The organism is Geodermatophilus sp. SYSU D01045 (assembly GCF_054050295.1).
The window spans coordinates 1-17289 of the sequence record NZ_JBJGZB010000012.1; the positions used below are offsets into that span (position 1 = coordinate 1).

Annotated in this window: 18 protein-coding genes; 11 read left to right on the forward strand and 7 right to left on the reverse strand. The window is 75.5% G+C overall.

Going from position 1 to position 17289, the window contains the following annotated elements:
• The first annotated feature begins 114 nt into the window (after positions 1 to 114).
• The 5 genes from ACI798_RS11350 (at position 115) to ACI798_RS11370 (ending at position 4803) form a co-directional block, all read left to right on the forward strand.
• Positions 115 to 987, forward strand: coding sequence for a DUF559 domain-containing protein (locus tag ACI798_RS11350; RefSeq protein WP_457047953.1), 873 nt, complete (start codon positions 115 to 117; stop codon positions 985 to 987).
• Positions 988 to 1157: 170 nt separating this feature from the next.
• Complete coding sequence (purS, locus tag ACI798_RS11355; protein WP_387992145.1) at positions 1158 to 1397, forward strand: phosphoribosylformylglycinamidine synthase subunit PurS; 240 nt, start codon at positions 1158 to 1160, stop codon at positions 1395 to 1397.
• A 3-nt stretch (positions 1398 to 1400) separates the two neighbouring features.
• Positions 1401 to 2072 carry a phosphoribosylformylglycinamidine synthase subunit PurQ gene (purQ, locus tag ACI798_RS11360; protein WP_457047954.1) on the forward strand — a complete coding sequence of 224 codons (672 nt, stop codon included), beginning with the start codon at positions 1401 to 1403 and terminating at the stop codon, positions 2070 to 2072.
• Positions 2069 to 4414 (forward strand): phosphoribosylformylglycinamidine synthase subunit PurL, encoded by a 2346-nt coding sequence (gene purL, locus ACI798_RS11365; protein WP_457047955.1) that lies wholly within the window; start codon positions 2069 to 2071, stop codon positions 4412 to 4414. Before purQ ends, purL begins: the two co-directional genes overlap by 4 nt.
• Positions 4414 to 4803, forward strand: coding sequence for a sterol carrier family protein (locus ACI798_RS11370; RefSeq protein ID WP_456942424.1), 390 nt, complete (start codon positions 4414 to 4416; stop codon positions 4801 to 4803). Before purL ends, ACI798_RS11370 begins: the two co-directional genes overlap by 1 nt.
• 31 nt (positions 4804 to 4834) lie before the next feature.
• On the opposite strand, the gene ACI798_RS11375 is transcribed toward ACI798_RS11370, so the two are convergent.
• A complete protein-coding gene (locus tag ACI798_RS11375) occupies positions 4835 to 4993 on the reverse strand; it encodes an MFS transporter small subunit (RefSeq protein ID WP_456942425.1) in 159 nt (52 codons plus the stop codon).
• On the reverse strand, positions 4990 to 6405 hold the full coding sequence (locus ACI798_RS11380) for an OFA family MFS transporter (protein ID WP_457047956.1): 1416 nt from the start codon (positions 6403 to 6405) through the stop codon (positions 4990 to 4992). The genes ACI798_RS11375 and ACI798_RS11380 overlap by 4 nt, the downstream gene beginning before the upstream one ends.
• Positions 6406 to 6536: 131 nt before the next feature.
• On the opposite strand from ACI798_RS11380, the gene ACI798_RS11385 reads away from it, so the two are divergent.
• Together ACI798_RS11385 and ACI798_RS11390 are read left to right on the forward strand one after the other, a co-directional pair.
• A complete protein-coding gene (locus ACI798_RS11385) occupies positions 6537 to 7628 on the forward strand; it encodes an S-(hydroxymethyl)mycothiol dehydrogenase (RefSeq protein WP_456942427.1) in 1092 nt (363 codons plus the stop codon).
• The gene (locus tag ACI798_RS11390) at positions 7625 to 8233 is read left to right on the forward strand and encodes an MBL fold metallo-hydrolase (RefSeq protein ID WP_456942428.1); all 609 of its coding nucleotides are present in this window, start codon (positions 7625 to 7627) and stop codon (positions 8231 to 8233) included. Before ACI798_RS11385 ends, ACI798_RS11390 begins: the two co-directional genes overlap by 4 nt.
• Before the next feature lie 19 nt (positions 8234 to 8252).
• Here ACI798_RS11390 and ACI798_RS11395 read toward each other — a convergent pair whose 3' ends face one another.
• On the reverse strand, positions 8253 to 8597 hold the full coding sequence (locus ACI798_RS11395) for a hypothetical protein (protein ID WP_456942429.1): 345 nt from the start codon (positions 8595 to 8597) through the stop codon (positions 8253 to 8255).
• 159 nt (positions 8598 to 8756) lie between these two features.
• Here ACI798_RS11395 and purF point away from each other — a divergent pair, with 159 nt between their 5' ends.
• Both purF and purM read left to right on the forward strand, forming a co-directional pair.
• Positions 8757 to 10340, forward strand: coding sequence for an amidophosphoribosyltransferase (gene purF, locus ACI798_RS11400; protein ID WP_457047957.1), 1584 nt, complete (start codon positions 8757 to 8759; stop codon positions 10338 to 10340).
• Complete coding sequence (gene purM / locus ACI798_RS11405) at positions 10337 to 11416, forward strand: phosphoribosylformylglycinamidine cyclo-ligase (RefSeq protein WP_457047958.1); 1080 nt, start codon at positions 10337 to 10339, stop codon at positions 11414 to 11416. Before purF ends, purM begins: the two co-directional genes overlap by 4 nt.
• A 72-nt stretch (positions 11417 to 11488) precedes the next feature.
• On the opposite strand, the gene ACI798_RS11410 is transcribed toward purM, so the two are convergent.
• Both ACI798_RS11410 and ACI798_RS11415 read right to left on the reverse strand, forming a co-directional pair.
• Positions 11489 to 11710, reverse strand: a complete 222-nt coding sequence (locus ACI798_RS11410; protein WP_456942432.1) for a DUF3073 domain-containing protein — start codon at positions 11708 to 11710, stop codon at positions 11489 to 11491.
• Positions 11711 to 11897: 187 nt separating this feature from the next.
• Complete coding sequence (locus ACI798_RS11415) at positions 11898 to 12962, reverse strand: Glu/Leu/Phe/Val family dehydrogenase (RefSeq protein WP_456942433.1); 1065 nt, start codon at positions 12960 to 12962, stop codon at positions 11898 to 11900.
• A 266-nt stretch (positions 12963 to 13228) separates the two neighbouring features.
• Between ACI798_RS11415 and ACI798_RS11420 the strand changes: the two genes are divergently transcribed.
• On the forward strand, positions 13229 to 14530 hold the full coding sequence (locus tag ACI798_RS11420; RefSeq protein WP_457047959.1) for a M23 family metallopeptidase: 1302 nt from the start codon (positions 13229 to 13231) through the stop codon (positions 14528 to 14530).
• Here the strand turns inward: ACI798_RS11420 and ACI798_RS11425 are convergent.
• Positions 14517 to 15440, reverse strand: a complete 924-nt coding sequence (locus ACI798_RS11425; RefSeq protein WP_457047960.1) for a LysR family transcriptional regulator — start codon at positions 15438 to 15440, stop codon at positions 14517 to 14519. The two genes, ACI798_RS11420 and ACI798_RS11425, sit on opposite strands and share 14 nt — an antisense overlap.
• Positions 15441 to 15532: 92 nt before the next feature.
• On the opposite strand from ACI798_RS11425, the gene ACI798_RS11430 reads away from it, so the two are divergent.
• The gene (locus ACI798_RS11430; RefSeq protein ID WP_457047961.1) at positions 15533 to 16690 is read left to right on the forward strand and encodes an MFS transporter; all 1158 of its coding nucleotides are present in this window, start codon (positions 15533 to 15535) and stop codon (positions 16688 to 16690) included.
• A 62-nt stretch (positions 16691 to 16752) separates the two neighbouring features.
• On the opposite strand, the gene ACI798_RS11435 is transcribed toward ACI798_RS11430, so the two are convergent.
• Positions 16753 to 17286 (reverse strand): hypothetical protein, encoded by a 534-nt coding sequence (locus tag ACI798_RS11435; protein WP_457047962.1) that lies wholly within the window; start codon positions 17284 to 17286, stop codon positions 16753 to 16755.
• Between the last annotated feature and the right edge of the window lie 3 nt (positions 17287 to 17289).

A 17289-nucleotide genomic window follows, 5' to 3' on the forward strand; every position in this document is an offset into this window, starting at 1 on the left:
CGAGATCACGTGATCTCGACGCTCCGGGGGCCCGTACGTGCCGAGATCACGTGATCTCGACGGGGCTGTGGACGGCGTCAGCGGACAGCTGTGGTCCCGCGGCAAGGTGCCGCGGTGCCCAGCCGACGCCGTCAGCGCATCACCGGACCCACGACCCGCGCCGCCGCGCACGCGGCAGGACTCGGCGACCGGCACCTGCGCCACCCCACGATGCAGCGGCTGTCACGCGACACCTACCTGCCGCGTGCCCTGGTGGACGACGTCGGCGCGCGGGTCGCCGCGGTGCTGATGACCGCCCCGCCCGGTGCCGTCGTCAGCCACCGGACCGCTGCGGACCTGTGGGGTCTCCGGCTCCCGCTGCAGGACGTCGCCGACCGCCGCGTCGACCTGACCGTCCCGGGAGCCACCCGCGCGGAGAGCCGCCGGGACCGGCGCGTGCACCGGCTGCCCCTGGCAGGCGACGAGGTGACGCACCGGTGGGGGCAACCGGTCACCACCCCGTCGCGCACGTGGCGCGATCTGGCCGGGGTGCTCGAGCCGCCGGCCCTGCTGGCGGCGACCGACCAGCTCCTGGGCGGCCTGTGCTCGACCGCCGACCTCCGGCGTCAGCTCGCCCGCCGGCCGACGGGCCGGGGCGCGGCCCGGGCCCGGAGGGTCGTCCCCGTCGCCGACGCGCGGTCCGAGTCACCGATGGAGTCGGTGCTGCGCTGGCTGCTGCACCAGGCCCGGACACCCGCTCCGGTGGTCCAGTACGAGATCCGCGACGCGGCCGGGTTCGTGGCGCGCGTCGACCTCGCCTGGCCTGATCACCGCGTCGTCGTCGAGTTCGACGGCGACGGGCACCGCGACCGCGACGTGTTCGTCAACGACGCCCGACGCCAGAACCGCCTGGTCGCCGCCGGCTGGACCGTCCTCCGGTTCACCTCCGCCGACGTCCTTGGCCGGCCCGACGACGTCGTCGCCACCATCCGCGCGGCGCTGCGCTGACGAGATCACGTGATCTCGACCGTCTCCGGCCCGGGCGGGGGCGAGATCGCGCGATCTCGACCGTCTCCGGCCCACACGGCGGCGAGATCACGTGATCTCGACCGCGGGGACAGCGCCGGTCTCGCAGGGACGAACCGGCCGGGTGCGGGCGCCCGGTAGGCTCGGGAGCCGTGCCGCAGGTGGTCGTCGACGTCGTCCTCAAGCCGGAGATCTCCGACCCGCAGGGGCAGGCGGTGCTCGGCGCACTCGGCCGGCTCGGCCACACGCAGGTCACCGGGGTCCGTCAGGGCAAGCACTTCGTGCTCGACGTCGAGGGCACCCCGGACGAGGCGGAGCTGAAGCAGATCGCGGAGACGCTGCTGGCCAACCCGGTCATCGAGGACGTCGAGCTGCACCTGCCGGGGGCCTGAGCCGTGCGCATCGGTGTCATCACCTTCCCCGGCTCCCTCGACGACGTCGACGCCGCCCGCGCGGTGCGGCTGGCCGGCGCCGAGCCCGTCGTCCTCTGGCACGCCGACCACGACCTCAAGGACGTCGACGCGGTCGTCCTGCCCGGCGGCTTCTCCTACGGCGACTACCTGCGCGCCGGCGCCATCGCCGCCCGCGCGCCCCTGATGCAGGACGTCGTCGACCGGGCGCGCCAGGGCATGCCGGTCCTCGGCATCTGCAACGGCTTCCAGGTCCTCTGCGAGGCGGGGCTGCTGCCCGGCGCGCTCACCCGCAACAGCCACCTGCACTTCCGCAACCGCGACCAGCGGCTGCGCATCGAGCGGGCCGACACCGCGTGGACGTCCGCCTACGCCGAGGGCCAGGAGATCGTCGTCCCGGTCAAGAACGGCGAGGGGCGCTACGTCGCCGCGCCGGCCGAGCTCGAGCGGCTCGAGGGCGAGGGCCGGGTCGCGGTCCGCTACGTGGGCGGGAACCCGAACGGCAGCCTCCGCGACGTCGCCGGGGTCACCAGCGAGGACGGCCGGGTGGTCGGGCTCATGCCCCACCCCGAGCACGCCGTCGAGGACCTCACCGGGCCGTCGACCGACGGGCTCGGCTTCTTCACCAGCGTCCTGAAGGCGGTCGTCAGCGCATGACGCAGGGTCTCTCCGACCTCGACACGGGCCCCGGCCCGCTGGCCGACCGGCTCGACACCGTCGCGCTCGCGGAGAGCACCCCGGACGTCGAGCAGCCCTTCGCCGAGCTCGGCCTCAAGAGCGACGAGTACGCGCGGATCCGCGACATCCTCGGCCGCCGGCCCACCACCGCCGAGCTGGCGATGTACTCGGTCATGTGGAGCGAGCACTGCTCCTACAAGAGCTCCAAGGTGCACCTGCGGCAGTTCGGCGACCTGCCGCGCAGCGAGCACCTGCTCGTCGGCATCGGCGAGAACGCCGGCGTGGTCGACGTCGGCGACGGCTACGCGGTCACCTTCAAGGTCGAGTCGCACAACCACCCCAGCTACGTCGAGCCGTACCAGGGCGCGGCCACCGGGGTCGGCGGCATCGTCCGCGACATCCTCACCATGGGCGCCCGGCCGGTCGCCGTCATGGACTCGCTGCGCTTCGGCCGCGCCGACGCCCCCGACACCGCCCGCGTGCTGCCCGGCGTCGTCGCCGGCGTCGGCGGCTACGGCAACTGCCTGGGCCTGCCCAACATCGGCGGCGAGCTGCTGTTCGACGAGTGCTACGCCGGCAACCCGCTGGTCAACGCGCTGTGCGTCGGGGTTATGAAGCACGAGGACGTCCGCCTGGCCAAGGCCGAGGGCGTGGGCAACAAGGTCGTCCTGTTCGGCGCCCGCACCGGCGGCGACGGCATCGGCGGCGTGAGCGTGCTGGCCAGCGAGACCTTCGACCAGGAGGGGCCGGCCAAGCGCCCGAGCGTGCAGGTCGGCGACCCGTTCACCGAGAAGCTGCTCATCGAGGCGTGCCTGGAGATCTTCGCCGCCGACCTGGTCACCGGGATCCAGGACCTCGGCGGCGCCGGGCTGTCCTGCGCCACCTCCGAGCTGGCCAGCGCCGGCACCGGCGGCATGCACGTCGACCTCGACCGCGTCCCGCTGCGCGACAGCACCCTGACGCCCGCCGAGATCCTCATGAGCGAGTCGCAGGAGCGCATGTGCGCGATCGTCGAGCCGGGCAAGGTGGACGCCTTCCTCGCCGTCTGCCGCAGGTGGGACGTGCTGGCCACCGTCATCGGTGAGGTGACCGAGGGCGACCGGCTGACCGTCGACTGGCACGGCGAGCGCATCGTCGACGTCCCGCCGCGCACCGTCGCCCACGAGGGCCCGGTCTACGAACGGCCGGTGCAGCGCCCCGCCGACCTCGACGCCCTGCAGGCCGACGACCCGGCCGCGCTGCCCCGCCCGGCCACGCCGGCGGAGCTCACCGCGCACTGGCTGGCCGTCGTCGCCAGCCCCGACGGCGCGGACAAGACCTGGGTCACCGAGCAGTACGACCGCTACGTCCGTGGCAACACCGTGCTCGCCCAGCCCGACGACGCCGGCGTGGTCCGCATCGACGAGGAGTCGCACCGCGGCATCGCCCTCGCCCTGGACGGCAACGCCCGGTTCGCCCGGCTGGACCCCTACGCCGGCGCGCAGCTCAACCTCGCCGAGGCCTACCGCAACGTCGCCGTCACCGGCGCCCGGCCGCTGGCGGTCACCAACTGCCTGAACTTCGGCTCCCCGGAGGAGCCCGAGGTCATGTGGCAGTTCGCCGAGGCCGTCCGGGGCCTGGCCGACGCCTGCCGCGACCTCGGCCTGCCGGTCACCGGCGGCAACGTGAGCCTCTACAACCAGACCGGCGACGTCGCCATCAACCCGACCCCGGTCATCGGCGTCCTGGGCGTGCACGACGACGTCCGCACGCGGATCCCCACCGGCTGGCGGGCCGGCGGCGAGACCGTGCTGCTGCTCGGCGAGACCCGGCCGGAGTTCGGCGGGTCGGCGTGGGCGAGCGTCGTCCACGGCCACCTCGGCGGCCGCCCGCCGGCCGTGGACCTCGAGGCCGAGCGCACCCTGGGCGAGCTTCTCGGCGCGCTGGGCCGCGAGGGCCTGGTCACCTCCGCGCACGACCTGGCCGACGGCGGCCTCGCCCAGGCGCTGGCCGAGTCCGCGCTCCGCTACGGCACCGGGGCCACGCTGCGGCTCGGCGGTCCCGACGGCATCGACGCGTTCACCGCACTGTTCAGCGAGTCCGGTGCCCGCGTCGTCGTCACCACGACCGACCCCGAGGCGGTGCGCGCCACCGCCGAGTGGGCCGGCGTCGCGGTCACCGAGCTCGGCACCACCGGCGGGGACGTCCTCGCCGTCGAGGGCGTCGGCGAGCTGCCGCTGGCCGAGCTGCGGGCGGCGTGGACGGCGACCCTCCCGGCGCTGTTCGGCTCGCCGGAGGCCACGGTGGGCACCGTCCCCGCGGGCACCGTCCCCACCAGCTGATGCCCGCGCAGCAGCCGATCCCCGCCGAGGAGCTGCGCGCCGCCGTCGACGCCGTCCGCCCCTGGCTGGCCGGGGAGGCCGAGCAGCCCGCGCGGTCGGTGCTGGGCGCGGCGGTGAAGACCACCGCCCGGTGGCTGGCCCAGCAGGTGCCCGGCCGCTCCGTGGAGCTGCGGGTGCCGCCGCACGTCGCCGTCCAGCTGGTGCCCGGGCCGCGGCACACCCGCGGTACGCCGCCGAACGTCGTCGAGACCGACGCGGGCACCTGGCTGCGGCTGGCCACCGGCGAGCTCGGCTGGGCCGAGGCCGTCGCCGGGGGCCGGGTCAGCGCCAGCGGCAACCGCGCCGACCTGTCGGCCCACCTGCCCCTGCGCCCGCTGAGGAGCCACTAGCGCGACAGAGGCTCCCCACCCGGGCGGGGCGTCAGCCGGTGAAGAGGGTCAGCGCGGTCTTGACCGTCTGGTACAGGCCGTAGGCCAGCGGGACGCCGACCAGCGTCCACGCGAACGCGATCAGCCCGGTGGGCGTGTGCACGGGCTGCTGCCCGTCGGGGGAGGTCTGCTGCGACAGCGGCGTGCTCATCGGGCGGCGCTCCGTTCCGGGGTCGAGGGGGCGGCCGGGGCGGCGTCGCGGTGCGGCTCGTGCCACTTGCCGGCCACCGGCCGCACCAGCAGGTTCGCGACGAACCCGACGGCGAGCAGGCCGACCATGATGAACAGCGCCGGCCGGTAGTTGGCCGCCACGAGGCTGCCCGGCTCGCCCTGGGTGTCGAGGACGCTGTTGACGATCAACGGACCGGCCACGCCGGCCGCCGACCACGCGGTGAGCAGCCGGCCGTGGATGGCGCCCACCTGGTAGGTGCCGAACAGGTCGCGCAGGTAGGCCGGGATGGTCGCGAACCCGCCGCCGTAGAACGAGATGATCACCGCGGCGAGCAGGACGAACACCCAGGTGGCGCTGCTGCCGATGGTGGCCAGCGCGACGTACAGGACCAGGCCGACGCCGAGGTACACCATGTAGATCGGCTTGCGGCCGATGAAGTCCGACGTCGAGGACCACACGAACCGGCCGGCCATGTTGAACAGCGACAGGACGCCGACGAAGCCGGCGGCCGCGGTGGCGGCGACCGTCGAGGTGTCCCCGCTGCGGAAGAAGTCCTGGATCATCGGCGCGGCCTGCTCGAGGATGCCGATGCCCGCGGTGACGTTGCAGAACAGCACGGTCCACAGCAGCCAGAACTGCGGCGTCTTGACGGCGTTGGCGGCCGAGACGCTCTCCGTGGTGACCAGCGCCTTCTGCTTGACCGAGGCCGGGTCGAAGCCGGCCGGCCTCCAGCCCTCGGCCGGCACCCGGACGATGAAGGCGCCGAACATCATGAAGACCAGGTAGACCGCGGCGAAGGTGAAGAACAGCGCCGCGACGGCGCCGCCGTTGGGCACCGTGCCGGCGGTGCCGTCGTAGCCGGGGTCGTACCAGCTCATCAGCTGCCGGGACAGCGGCGAGGCGATGAGCGCACCGCCGCCGAAGCCCATGATCGCCATTCCGGTGGCCAGGCCCGGCCGGTCGGGGAACCACTTGATCAGCGTGGAGACCGGCGAGATGTAGCCGATGCCCAGCCCGATGCCGCCGATGACGCCGTAGCCGAGGTAGAGCAGCCACAGCTGCCGGGTCTCGATGCCCAGGCCGCCGACGAGGAAGCCGGTGACCCAGAAGCACGCCGACACGAACATCGCCGCGCGCGGGCCGTTGCGGTCGACCCAGGTGCCGAACAGGGCGGCCGAGAGGCCCAGCATCACGATCGCGATGGAGAAGACGACGCCGATCGCCGTCTGGGAGGTGCCGAAGTCCTCGACCAGCGCGGTCTTGTAGACGCTGGTGGCGTAGGCCTGCCCGATGCACAGGTGCACCGCCAGGGCCGCCGGCGGGATCAGCCAGCGGTTGAAGCCGGGACGGGCGACGATGCGCTCACGGCGCAGGAAGCCGGGTAGCGCCACGGGGGACCTCCAGGGGACGGCGGCTGTGGGGAACGCTACGGCCGGGTTCGGGAACCTGCCCGTCGGGACGGGGTTCCCGGCCAGCGGGAGCAGCGGGCGCGGACCCCCCGGGCCGCCCATAGGCTCCCGGCATGGCCTACGAGGTGAGGGGCGTCGTCGCCCGCGGCAAGGGAGAACCGGTCAGCGTCGAGACGGTCCTGGTGCCCGATCCGGGGCCGGGCGAGGCGGTGGTCGACGTCGCGGCCTGCGGGGTGTGCGCCACCGACCTGCACTACCGCCAGGGCAACATCAACGACGACTTCCCCTTCCTGCTCGGCCACGAGGCCGCCGGGACCGTCGCCGCGGTCGGCGAGGGCGTGACCGACGTGGCCGTCGGCGACTTCGTCGTCCTCAACTGGCGGGCGGTGTGCGGGCAGTGCCGCGCCTGCCTCAAGGGCCAGCTGCAGTACTGCTTCAACACCCACAACGCCACGCAGAAGATGACCCTCGAGGACGGCACGGAGCTGTCCCCGGCGCTGGGCATCGGCGCGTTCGTGGAGAAGACGCTGGTCGCCTCCGGCCAGTGCACCAAGGTCGACCCCGAGGCGCCGGCCACCGCCGCCGGGCTGATCGGCTGCGGCGTGATGGCCGGCGTGGGCGCGGCGATCAACACCGGCGCGGTGCAGCGCGGGGAGTCCGTCGCCGTGTTCGGCTGCGGCGGCGTCGGGAACGCCGCGATCGCCGGGGCGGAGCTGGCCGGCGCGACGACGATCGTCGCCGTCGACGTCGACGACCGGAAGCTCGAGTGGGCGAGGCAGTTCGGCGCCACCCACACGGTCAACTCGCGGGAGAGCGACGCCGTCGAGGCGATCAAGGGGTTCACCGGCGGGTTCGGCGTCGACGTCGCGATCGACGCCGTCGGCCGCCCGGAGGTGTTCGAGCAGGCCTTCTACGCCCGCGACCTGGCCGGCCGGGTCGTGCTGGTCGGCGTCCCGACCCCGGACATGCAGCTCACCCTGCCGATGATCGAGCTGTTCGGCCGCGGCGGGGCGCTGAAGTCCTCCTGGTACGGCGACTGCCTGCCCAGCCGCGACTTCCCGATGCTGGTCGACCTCTACCGGCAGGGCCGCTTCCCGCTGGAGGACTTCGTCAGCGAGACCGTCGGCATCGACGACGTCGAGGCCGCCTTCGAGAAGATGCGCTCCGGCGACGTGCTGCGCTCGGTCGTGGTGTTGGAGAAGTGACCGCCCGCATCGACAAGGCCGTCGTCTCCGGGGTGTTCAGCCTCGACGGGCAGGACTTCGACGTCGACAACAACGTCTGGCTCGTCGGCGACGACGACGAGGTGCTGGTGGTCGACGCGCCGCACCGCGCCGAGCCGATCGTCGAGGCGATCGGCGGGCGGAGGGTCACCGCGATCGTGCTCACCCACGGGCACAACGACCACATCACCGCCGCGGTCGACCTGCGCGAGGCCACCGGCGCGCCGGTCTGGTTCCACCCCGCCGACCGGATGCTGTGGGAGATGGTCCACCAGAGCGCCGAGCCCGACGAGGCGCTGGCCGAGGGCACCCGGTTCCGGGTGGCCGGCACGTCGCTGACCGCGCTGCACACCCCGGGTCACTCGCCGGGCAGCACCTGCCTGCACGCGCCGGACCTGGCCGCCGTCTTCACCGGCGACACGCTGTTCCACGGCGGCCCGGGCGCCACCGGCCGCAGCTTCAGCGACCACCCGACGATCGTGCGGTCCATCCGCAGCAAGCTGCTGACCCTGCACGGCGACACGGTGGTGCACACCGGCCACGGCGAGGACACCCGCATCTCCGCCGAGATCGGCACCGTCCGGTAGGACGGCGCCGACCCCGACGTCACGCCGGGCCGGCGTCGTCCCCGGCCGTGGTCCCGTCGGTGCGGGGCTCCGCGGCCGGGGCCTCCGGCGTGCCCGACCGCTCCAGGCGCTGGCGGATCGCCGCGACGTTGAGCGCCAGGTCCTCCAGCGCCTCGACGGCGCGGGTGGCGAGCGCGAACGTGAGGTTCTCCCGCCGCTCCTCGGCGCTGGGCCCGTGGTGGCGCTGCCGCGTGTCGCGGTCGGTCGCCCGCCGCCACGGGTCGTCGTCCTCGCCCTCGGCGCCGCGCGACGGGTCGAACAGCCCGCGCAGCATGCGCTGGGCCATCTCGAGGAAGTCGTTGGGGTCGGGCCGGTCGCTGCTCATGTCGGCTCCTCTCAGGTGGACCGTCCGTCAACGCGCCGGACCCCGGCCGGGGTTCCGCACGCCCGTGACGCACGCGGACCTGCGCGGGTCCGCGGCCGGGTGGTCACGATCACGGCTCGGACAGGAGGTACCCACGGGGGCGCCGGTACTCTCGTCGGTGTGCCTCGCGGTGACGGACGGCTGACGCACGACCTCGACCCCCACGCTCCCGGCCCCCAGGACGCCTGCGGCGTCTTCGGTGTCTGGGCCCCGGGGGAGGAGGTCGCGAAGCTGACCTACTTCGGCCTGTACGCCCTCCAGCACCGCGGTCAGGAGGCGGCGGGCATCGCGGTCTCCGACGGTGCCTCGGTGGTCGTCTACAAGGACCTCGGCCTGGTCAGCCAGGTGTTCGACGAGTCCACCCTGGGCAGCCTGCGCGGCCACCTCGCCGTCGGGCACACCCGCTACTCCACCACCGGCGCGTCCACCTGGGAGAACGCCCAGCCGACGTTCCGCACCACCGACGCCGGCACCGGCCTGGCGCTGTGCCACAACGGCAACCTGGTCAACACCGCGGAGCTCGCGAGCCGGGCCGCCGACGCCGGCGTCCCCGGCGCCTTCACCGCCAGCACCGACTCCGACCTCGTCACCTCGCTCATCGCCGCCCGCCCCGACATGAGCATCGAGGCCGCGGCCATGGAGGTGCTCCCGCAGCTGCGCGGCGCGTTCAGCCTCACCTTCATGGACGAGGACACCCTGTACGCCGCCCGCGACCCGCAGGGCGTGCGCCCGCTGGTCCTCGGCCGGCTGGAGCGCGGCTGGGTGGTGGCCAGCGAGACCGCGGCCCTCGACATCGTCGGCGCCTCCGTGGTCCGCGAGGTCGAGCCCGGCGAGCTGCTGGCCATCGACGAGAACGGCCTGCGCAGCCAGCACTTCGCCCCGGCCGAGCCCAAGGGCTGCGTCTTCGAGTACGTCTACCTCGCCCGGCCCGACACCACGATCGGCGGCCGCAGCGTGCACGCCGCCCGCGTCGAGATCGGCCGCCGGCTGGCCAAGGAGCAGCCCGCCGACGCCGACCTGGTGATCCCGGTCCCGGAGTCCGGCACGCCGGCCGCGGTCGGGTACGCCGAGGCGAGCGGCATCCCCTACGGGCTCGGGCTGGTCAAGAACTCCTACGTCGGCCGCACGTTCATCCAGCCGTCGCAGACCATCCGGCAGCTCGGCATCCGGCTCAAGCTCAACCCGCTGCGTGACGTCATCCGCGGCAAGCGGCTGGTCGTCGTCGACGACTCGATCGTGCGCGGCAACACCCAGCGCGCGCTGATCCGCATGCTGCGCGAGGCCGGCGCGGTCGAGGTGCACGTGCGCATCTCCAGCCCGCCGGTGAAGTGGCCGTGCTTCTACGGCATCGACTTCGCCAGCCGCGCCGAGCTGATCGCCAACGGCCTCGACGTCGACGGCGTGCGCGCCTCCATCAACGCCGACTCCCTCGGCTACGTCTCCGAGCAGGGCCTGATCGCGGCCACCGAGCAGCCGGTCAACCGGCTGTGCACCGCCTGCTTCACCGGCCGGTACCCGATCCCGCTCGGCGAGTCCGGGGTGCTCGGCAAGCACGTCCTCGAGGGCGGTCTCCCCGCCGGCGTGGCCCGCACGCCGATGCCGCGCGTCGACGACGGCGAGCGCGCGGTCACCGGCTGGACCGGCCAGCAGGCCGGCAGCCCCGCCCTGCCCGGTGGTGCCGACGACGCCCTGCGCCGTCCGTGAGCCCGACGTCCGGGGGGCAGGCGTCCGGGGACAGTGGCTTCACCTACGCGGCGTCCGGCGTCGACATCGCCGCCGGTGAGCGGGCCGTCGACCTCATGCGGACGGCGGTCGAGCGGACCCGCCGGCCCGAGGTGGTCGGCGGCCTGGGCGGCTTCGCCGGGCTGTTCGCGCTCGACACCACGCGCTACCGGCGCCCGCTGATCGCCTCGTCCACCGACGGCGTCGGCACCAAGATCGCCCTGGCGCGGCAGCTGGACCGGCACGACACCGTGGGCATCGACCTCGTCGCCATGGTCGTCGACGACCTGGTGGCCTGCGGCGCCGAGCCGCTGTTCCTCCAGGACTACGTCGCCTGCGGGAAGGTCGTCCCCGAGAGGATCGCCGCGATCGTCACCGGCATCGCGGCCGGGTGCGCGCAGGCCGGGGCCTCGCTGGTCGGCGGGGAGACCGCCGAGCACGGCGACCTCATGGCCGCCGACGAGTACGACCTGGCCGCCACCGCGGTCGGCGTCGTCGAGGCCGACGCGGTGCTCGGGCCCGAGCGGGTCCGCGACGGCGACGTCGTCGTCGCGATGGCCTCGAGCGGGTTCCACTCCAACGGCTACTCCCTGGTGCGCCGCGTGGTGTCCGCCGCCGGGCTGGACCTCGCCGCCACCCCGGCCGGGCTGGACCGGCCGCTGGGCGACGTGCTGCTCGAGCCCACGCGGATCTACGCCCTCGACTGCCTGGCGCTGGTGGCCGGGCTCGGCGTCGACGGCGTGCACGCGTTCGCGCACGTCACCGGCGGCGGGCTCACCGGCAACACCGCGCGGGTGGTGCCCGACGGGCTGGAGGCGGTGCTCGACCGCGGCACCTGGGCGCTGCCGGCCGTGGTGTCCCTGCTCGAGGAGCACGGCGTGCCGCGCGAGGAGTCCGAGCGGGCGTTCAACTGCGGCGTCGGCATGGTCGCCGTCGTCGCGGCCGACGAGGCCGAGCGGGCGGTGGGCCTGCTGACCGGCCGCGGGGTGCCGGCCTGGGTGGCGGGCACCGTCGGCACCGGCGGGACCGGCGCCCGGCTGGTGGGGTCCTACCGCTGACCACGGCACACACCGCCGCCCCGCGGGGGACGGCGGTGTGTCGTGTCGATCAGACCGGCGGGGAGCCGACCCTCAGCGACTGGCTGCCCAGTCGTCCTCGGAGTCGTCGTCCGCCCACCGGTCGGTGTACTCGTCGTCGTCCTCGTCGTCGTCCTTGGCGGCACGCGACGCGGTGTACGGAGACGGAGAACCGGCCAGCTCGCGCTGCAGCGCGGAGAGGTCGGTGTTGGGTGAGCTGTACTTGAGCTCACGGGCCACGCGTGTCTGCTTGGCCTTCGCTCGGCCGCGCCCCATCGGCTCGACCCCCTCGTGACGGAGAACGGGAGTCCAGCTCACGGGCTGGACGGCCCGCGTGGCGACCCCGACTGAGTGACTGTGTCTTGACCCAGCCTACGACACGGACGAGGCGCGGGCACGGGTCCTCCCCCGCGGTCCCCCGACCGGGGCGTGGTCCGCGCCACGCCGCGGCCGAGGGCGCAGGTCAGCGGGGCAGCCGGATGGTCGCCAGCCGCCCGACCGAGGCGATCCGCTGCTCGGCCAGCCGGTCGGCGGCGACGGCGGGGGAGACGCCCTCGGTCGCGGCGGTCTCGAACACCCGCAGCGCGACGTCGAAGATGCCGGCCGCCTTGGCCTCGGCACGGGCGAAGGAGAAGCCGTGCCGCTCGTCCTCGACCTGGATGACCCCGCCGGCGTTCACCAGGTAGTCGGGGGCGTAGAGGATGCCGCGCGCGGTCAGCTGGTCCGGGATGCCCTCGTGCGCGAGCTGGTTGTTCGCGCCGCCGCACACCACCTCGGCCTGCAGGGCTGCGACCGTCGCGTCGTCGAGCGCGCCGCCGAGGGCGCAGGGCGCGTAGACGTCGGCGGGGCAGCGCACCAGGGTCGCGGTGTCGGCGACCGCCTCCACGCCGGGGTGCCGGGCGAGGACCCGCTGCACCGCGGCGGGGTCGACGTCGGTGACGAGGACGTCGGCGCCGTCGGCCACCAGCCGGTCGACCAGCCAGCCGCCCACCTTGCCGACGCCGGCGACGGCGACGGTGCGCCCGGACAGCGTCGGCTCGCCCCAGCGGTGTTGGGCGGCGGCGCGCATGCCCTGGAAGACGCCGAACGCGGTGAGCACCGAGGAGTCCCCGCACCCGCCGTAGACCTCGGAGCGGCCGTGGGCGAAGCGGGTCTCCCGGCCCACGAGGTCGAGGTCGGCGTTGGTCGTGCCGACGTCGCACGCGGTCAGGTACCGGCCGCCGAGGGCCTCGACGAACCGGCCGTAGGCGCGCAGCAGCGCCTCGGTCTTGTCGGTCCGCGGATCCCCGATGACGACGGCCTTGCCCCCGCCGAGGTCGAGGCCGGCCAGGCTGTTCTTGTACGTCATCGCCCGCGCCAGGCGCAGCGCGTCGGCGACCGCCTCGTCCTCGGTGGCGTAGGGGTGGAAGCGGGTGCCGCCGAGCGCGGGACCCAGCGCCGTCGAGTGGACGGCGATCACCGCCCTCAGGCCCGAGGCCGGGTCGGAGCAGAAGACCACCTGTTCAGCACCGGAGCCGAAGACGTCCACGACCGCCGAGCCTAGAACGTGCGGAAGTGCCGTCCGTCACCCCCGAGGGGTCTCAAGTCCCGCGCCCCGGGTGTCGACAAGTGGTGTGACGGATGTCGATGACTGTGTCGTGCGGTCACGGTGTGACATCCGTGCCGCGTGTTGCCACTGTGACGCGTGTCCGCCGGACGACGCTGACGCCGCGACCCCGCACCACCTCCTCTTCCCCAAGGAGTGCCCGAATGCCGCAGTGCCGTCCCGCCCGGACCGGCCGTCGCCGTGGAGGCGTGCGCACCGCCCTGGTCGGCCTGCTCTCCTGCGTGGTGCTCCTCGGCACCGCCGGGCCCGCGTCGGCCGTGCCGCCGCCGCCGGTGAACCCGAGCGACGGCGAGATCGCCGACGCGCAGGCCGCCCAGGACGCCGCCGCCGCGGAGGTGGGCCGCCTGGCCGCCGAGGTGGCCGCGGCCGAGAGCGAGCTGGAGCGGCTCGGCGTGCAGGCCGAGGCCGCCGGCACCGCCTTCCTCGCCGCCGAGGAGGCCCTCGTCCAGGCCCAGGCGGCCGCCGCGCAGGCCGCCGCCGACCTGCAGGCCGCGACCGACGACGTCGACGCCGCGATCGGCCGCATCGCGGGGTTCGCCCGCGACAGCTACGTCAACGACCCCACCCTGGCCACCGCGTCCGCGCTGCTGGACTCCGCCGGCCCCGGTGAGCTCGTCCAGCGGGCCGCGCTGCTGGAGTACGTCGCCGACACCCAGGTCGACGTGCTCGAGGAGTTCGAGGTGGCCCGGGTCCGGCAGGCCAACGCCGAGTCCGCCGCGCGGGCCACCCGGGACGCGGCCGCGGCCGCCGAGCAGCAGGCCGCCGACGCCAAGGCGGCCGCCGACGCCCAGGTGGCCGCGCAGCAGGACGCCGTCGCCGCGGCCGAGGCGAACAAGGCCGCGCTGGACCAGCAGCTGCAGGCGGCGCAGATCCACCTGCTCGAGCTGCAGGGCGCCCGCGACGCCTACCAGGAGTGGCAGCGGCAGAAGGCCGAGGAGGAGGCCGCCGCGGCTGCGGCCGCCGCCCGCGCTGCCGAGGAGGCCGCCGCCGCGGCCGCCGCCGCCCGCGCCGCGGCGTCGAGCGCCGCGTCGTCGAGCACCGCGTCGTCGGGGACGGCGACGGCCGCCGCCTCCGAGGTCAGCGGGTCCGGCTACGTGAAGCCGACCTCGGGCCGGACGTCGAGCTGCTTCGGCTCCCGCTGGGGCGTGCTGCACGGCGGCGTCGACATCGCCGCCCCGATCGGGACGCCGATCTACGCCGCCACCTCCGGCGTCGTGGTCCGGCACGGCCCGGCGACCGGCTTCGGCCTGGCGATCTACGTCCGCGGCGACGACGGCGCGGTCACCGTGTACGGCCACGTCAACGCCGAGTACGTCGGCACCGGGGAGCGCGTCGTCGCGGGCGACCTGATCGCCGAGGTCGGCAACCGCGGCCAGTCCACCGGCCCGCACCTGCACTTCGAGGTCCACCCCTCGGGCGCCCTCTACGGCGGCCAGGTCGACCCGGTGCCGTGGCTGCGCGCCCGCGGGGTGTCGATCAGCGGCTGCTGAGCCGGGCGCGCCGGGCCGCGCCGATCCGCTGCAGCGCCGCCAGCGCGGCGGCGGTCGCCGGGGGGCGCGGCCCCGGCAGCACCGCCGCCTGCACCCGGCGGGAACCGGGCTCGTCGGCCAGCGGGCGCAGCACCAGGTCGTGCCCGCCGACGACCACGGTGAGCTCGTGGGTCAGCGCGACGCCGCGGCCGGCCGCCACGAGCGCCTGGGTCTCCACCGGCTCGTCCCCGTGGCCGGCCAGCAGCAGCGGGGGCGTCACCCCGGCGCGGGCGAGCACCGCGTCCAGCCGGCGGGCGGCCGAGCCGTCGTGCGGGCGGATCCAGGTGTCCGCGGCCAGGTCGCGCACCCGCACCGCGGCGGCGCCGGCCAGGCGGTGGCCGGCCGGCAGCGCGACGCGCAGCGGGTCGTCGAACAGCGGGTGCAGCTCGACGTCGTCGGCGGGAGGGGCGGGCTCCAGGTCGGGCTCGAAGACGAGGGCGAGGTCGAGCCCGCCGCGGCGCAGCCGGGCCAGGGCGGCGGCGCGGTCGACCAGCTCGTCGACGACGACGAGGCCGGGATGGCGCTCGCCGAGCGCCGCGGCCAGCTCGGCGGACAGGTGCACGAGGGCGGAGAAGAAGGAGCCCAGCCGCACGGTGCCGCGGGCCAGGCCGGCCAGCTCGCGCACCTCCCGCTCGGCCCGCTCCAGGCCCGCGAGCAGCGTCTCCGCGTGGGCGAGCAGCAGGCGGCCGGCCTCGGTGGGCCGCACGCCCTGCTGCGTGCGGTGGACCAGCAGCGTGCCGAGCTGCCGCTCCAGCAGGCTCACCTGCCGGGAGACCGCGGGCTGAGTGAGGTGCAGCGCGGCCGCCGCCGCGGTGAACGAGCCGTGCGTGAGGACGGCGTGCAGCGTCGCGAGCCTCGTCGTGTCCAGCACGGCCCGCAGTGTCCCCGCCCCATGACCGCGTGTCAGGACCGTCCCCGCCGATCCTGATGGATGGTCATGGCCGCGGCGGGGATGCCTCCCGGGTGACCGCCGAGCACCCCGTCCCGGTCCGGGCCCTGACGGCGGCCCGGGTCCTCTTCCTCCTCACCGGCCTGCTCGCGGCAAGCTGGGCCGGGCGGGTCCCGGCGGTGCAGGAACGGCTGGACCTGTCGCCGGGCGGCCTGGCGGTCGCGGTCCTCGGCATCGAGGGTGGGGCGCTGCTCGGCCTGCCGCTGGGCGGCGCGCTGGTCACCCGCCTCGGCAGCCGCGCCGGGGCGGCGCTCGGCCTGGCCGGCTACGCGCCGCTGCTGCCCGTCGCGGCGGCGGCGCCGTCGTTGCCCTGGCTGGCGGCCGCGCTGGCCGGCTGGGCCGCCGCCAACAGCGTCGTCGACGTCGCGCTCAACGCCCAGGGCGTGGAGCTGGAGCGGCGGTGCGGGCGCCCGGTGCTGTCCGGCCTGCACGCCGCCCAGGGGCTCGGGCTGCTGCTCGGTGCGCTCGGGGCGACGGCGGCCGCCGCCGCGGACGTCCCGCTCGGCGTGCACCTCGGCGCGGCCACCGCGGCCGGCCTCCTCGCGGGCGGGCCCGCGACGCGGCTGCTGGTGCGCGGGCCCCGGGTGCCCGCGCACCCGCGCCCCGCCGGGTCCCGCCGGGGCCTGCTCGGCCTGGGCGCGGTGGCCTCGTGCGCGTTCCTGGTCGACGCCTCGGCCACCCAGTGGGTCGCCGTCCACCTGCGGACCGACCACGGCGCCGGGCCGGGGCTGGCCGCCGCGGGCCTGCTGGCCGTCACCGCCGCGCTGGTCGTGGGCCGGCTGCCCGGGGACCGGTTGCTCCTGCGGTACCGCCGCGCCACCGTCGTCCGGGGCTGCGGGCTGGCCGTCGCAGCCGGGGCGGGGCTGGCGGTGCTGGCGCCCACCGCGGGGTGGGCGCTCGCCGGCTGGGCGTTCGTCGGGCTGGCCGTGGCCCCGCTGGCGCCGGTCGTGCTCGGCGCCGCCCCGGACGCGCCGCGCCGTCGGAGCGCCGGGATCCCGGCCCCGGTGGCGATCGCCACGGTCACCACCGTCGGCTACCTCAGCTCGGCCGCCGGTCCGCCCGCCGTCGGCGCGCTCGCCGAGGGCGTCGGGCTGTCCGCGGCGCTGCTGCTCGTCGTGCTCGCCGGCCTGGCCGCCGCGGTGCTCGCCGGGACCGTCCCCGCCCGCCGCTGACCGGGCCGGACACCACGACGGCCCGCCCCCGGGCGGGGAGCGGGCCGTGTCGTGTCCGGGGACTAGCTCGTGGGGGCGGCGGCGCCGCAGTTCTCCTCGCCGAACCGGGCCACGTTGGTGGCCTCCGGGCCCTGCGCGACGGTCACGAACTGCTGGGCGGCGGTCTGGAGCTGGGCCTGCCCGTCGGGGGTGGAGAGGTCGACGGAGTTGGCGGTGTCGGAGAAGGCCTGCACGGCGTCGCCCACGACCTGCCAGTCGTTCGCGATCTCGGCCGGCGGCTGCACGGAGTCGAACGCGGCGGCCGCCTGCTGCAGCAGGCCGGGCAGCTGCTCGGTCGTCGCGGCGGAGAGCTGGTTGCCGAGCTCCTCGTACTGCGCGGCCTGCTCGCAGAACGCCGCGACGGCGGCGTCGTCGCCGCCCGCGGAGGACGAGCTGCCCGAGCCGCCGCTGGAGTCGGCGGAGCTGGAGGTGCTCGCGGCGGTGGACTCGGCGGTCTCCTCGCTGCCCGACCCGTCGGCCCCGCCGCAGGCGGTGAGCACGACGGCCGCGGCCGCGGCGACGACGGCGGAGCGGGACGGGGACGCGATCGATCGCATGCC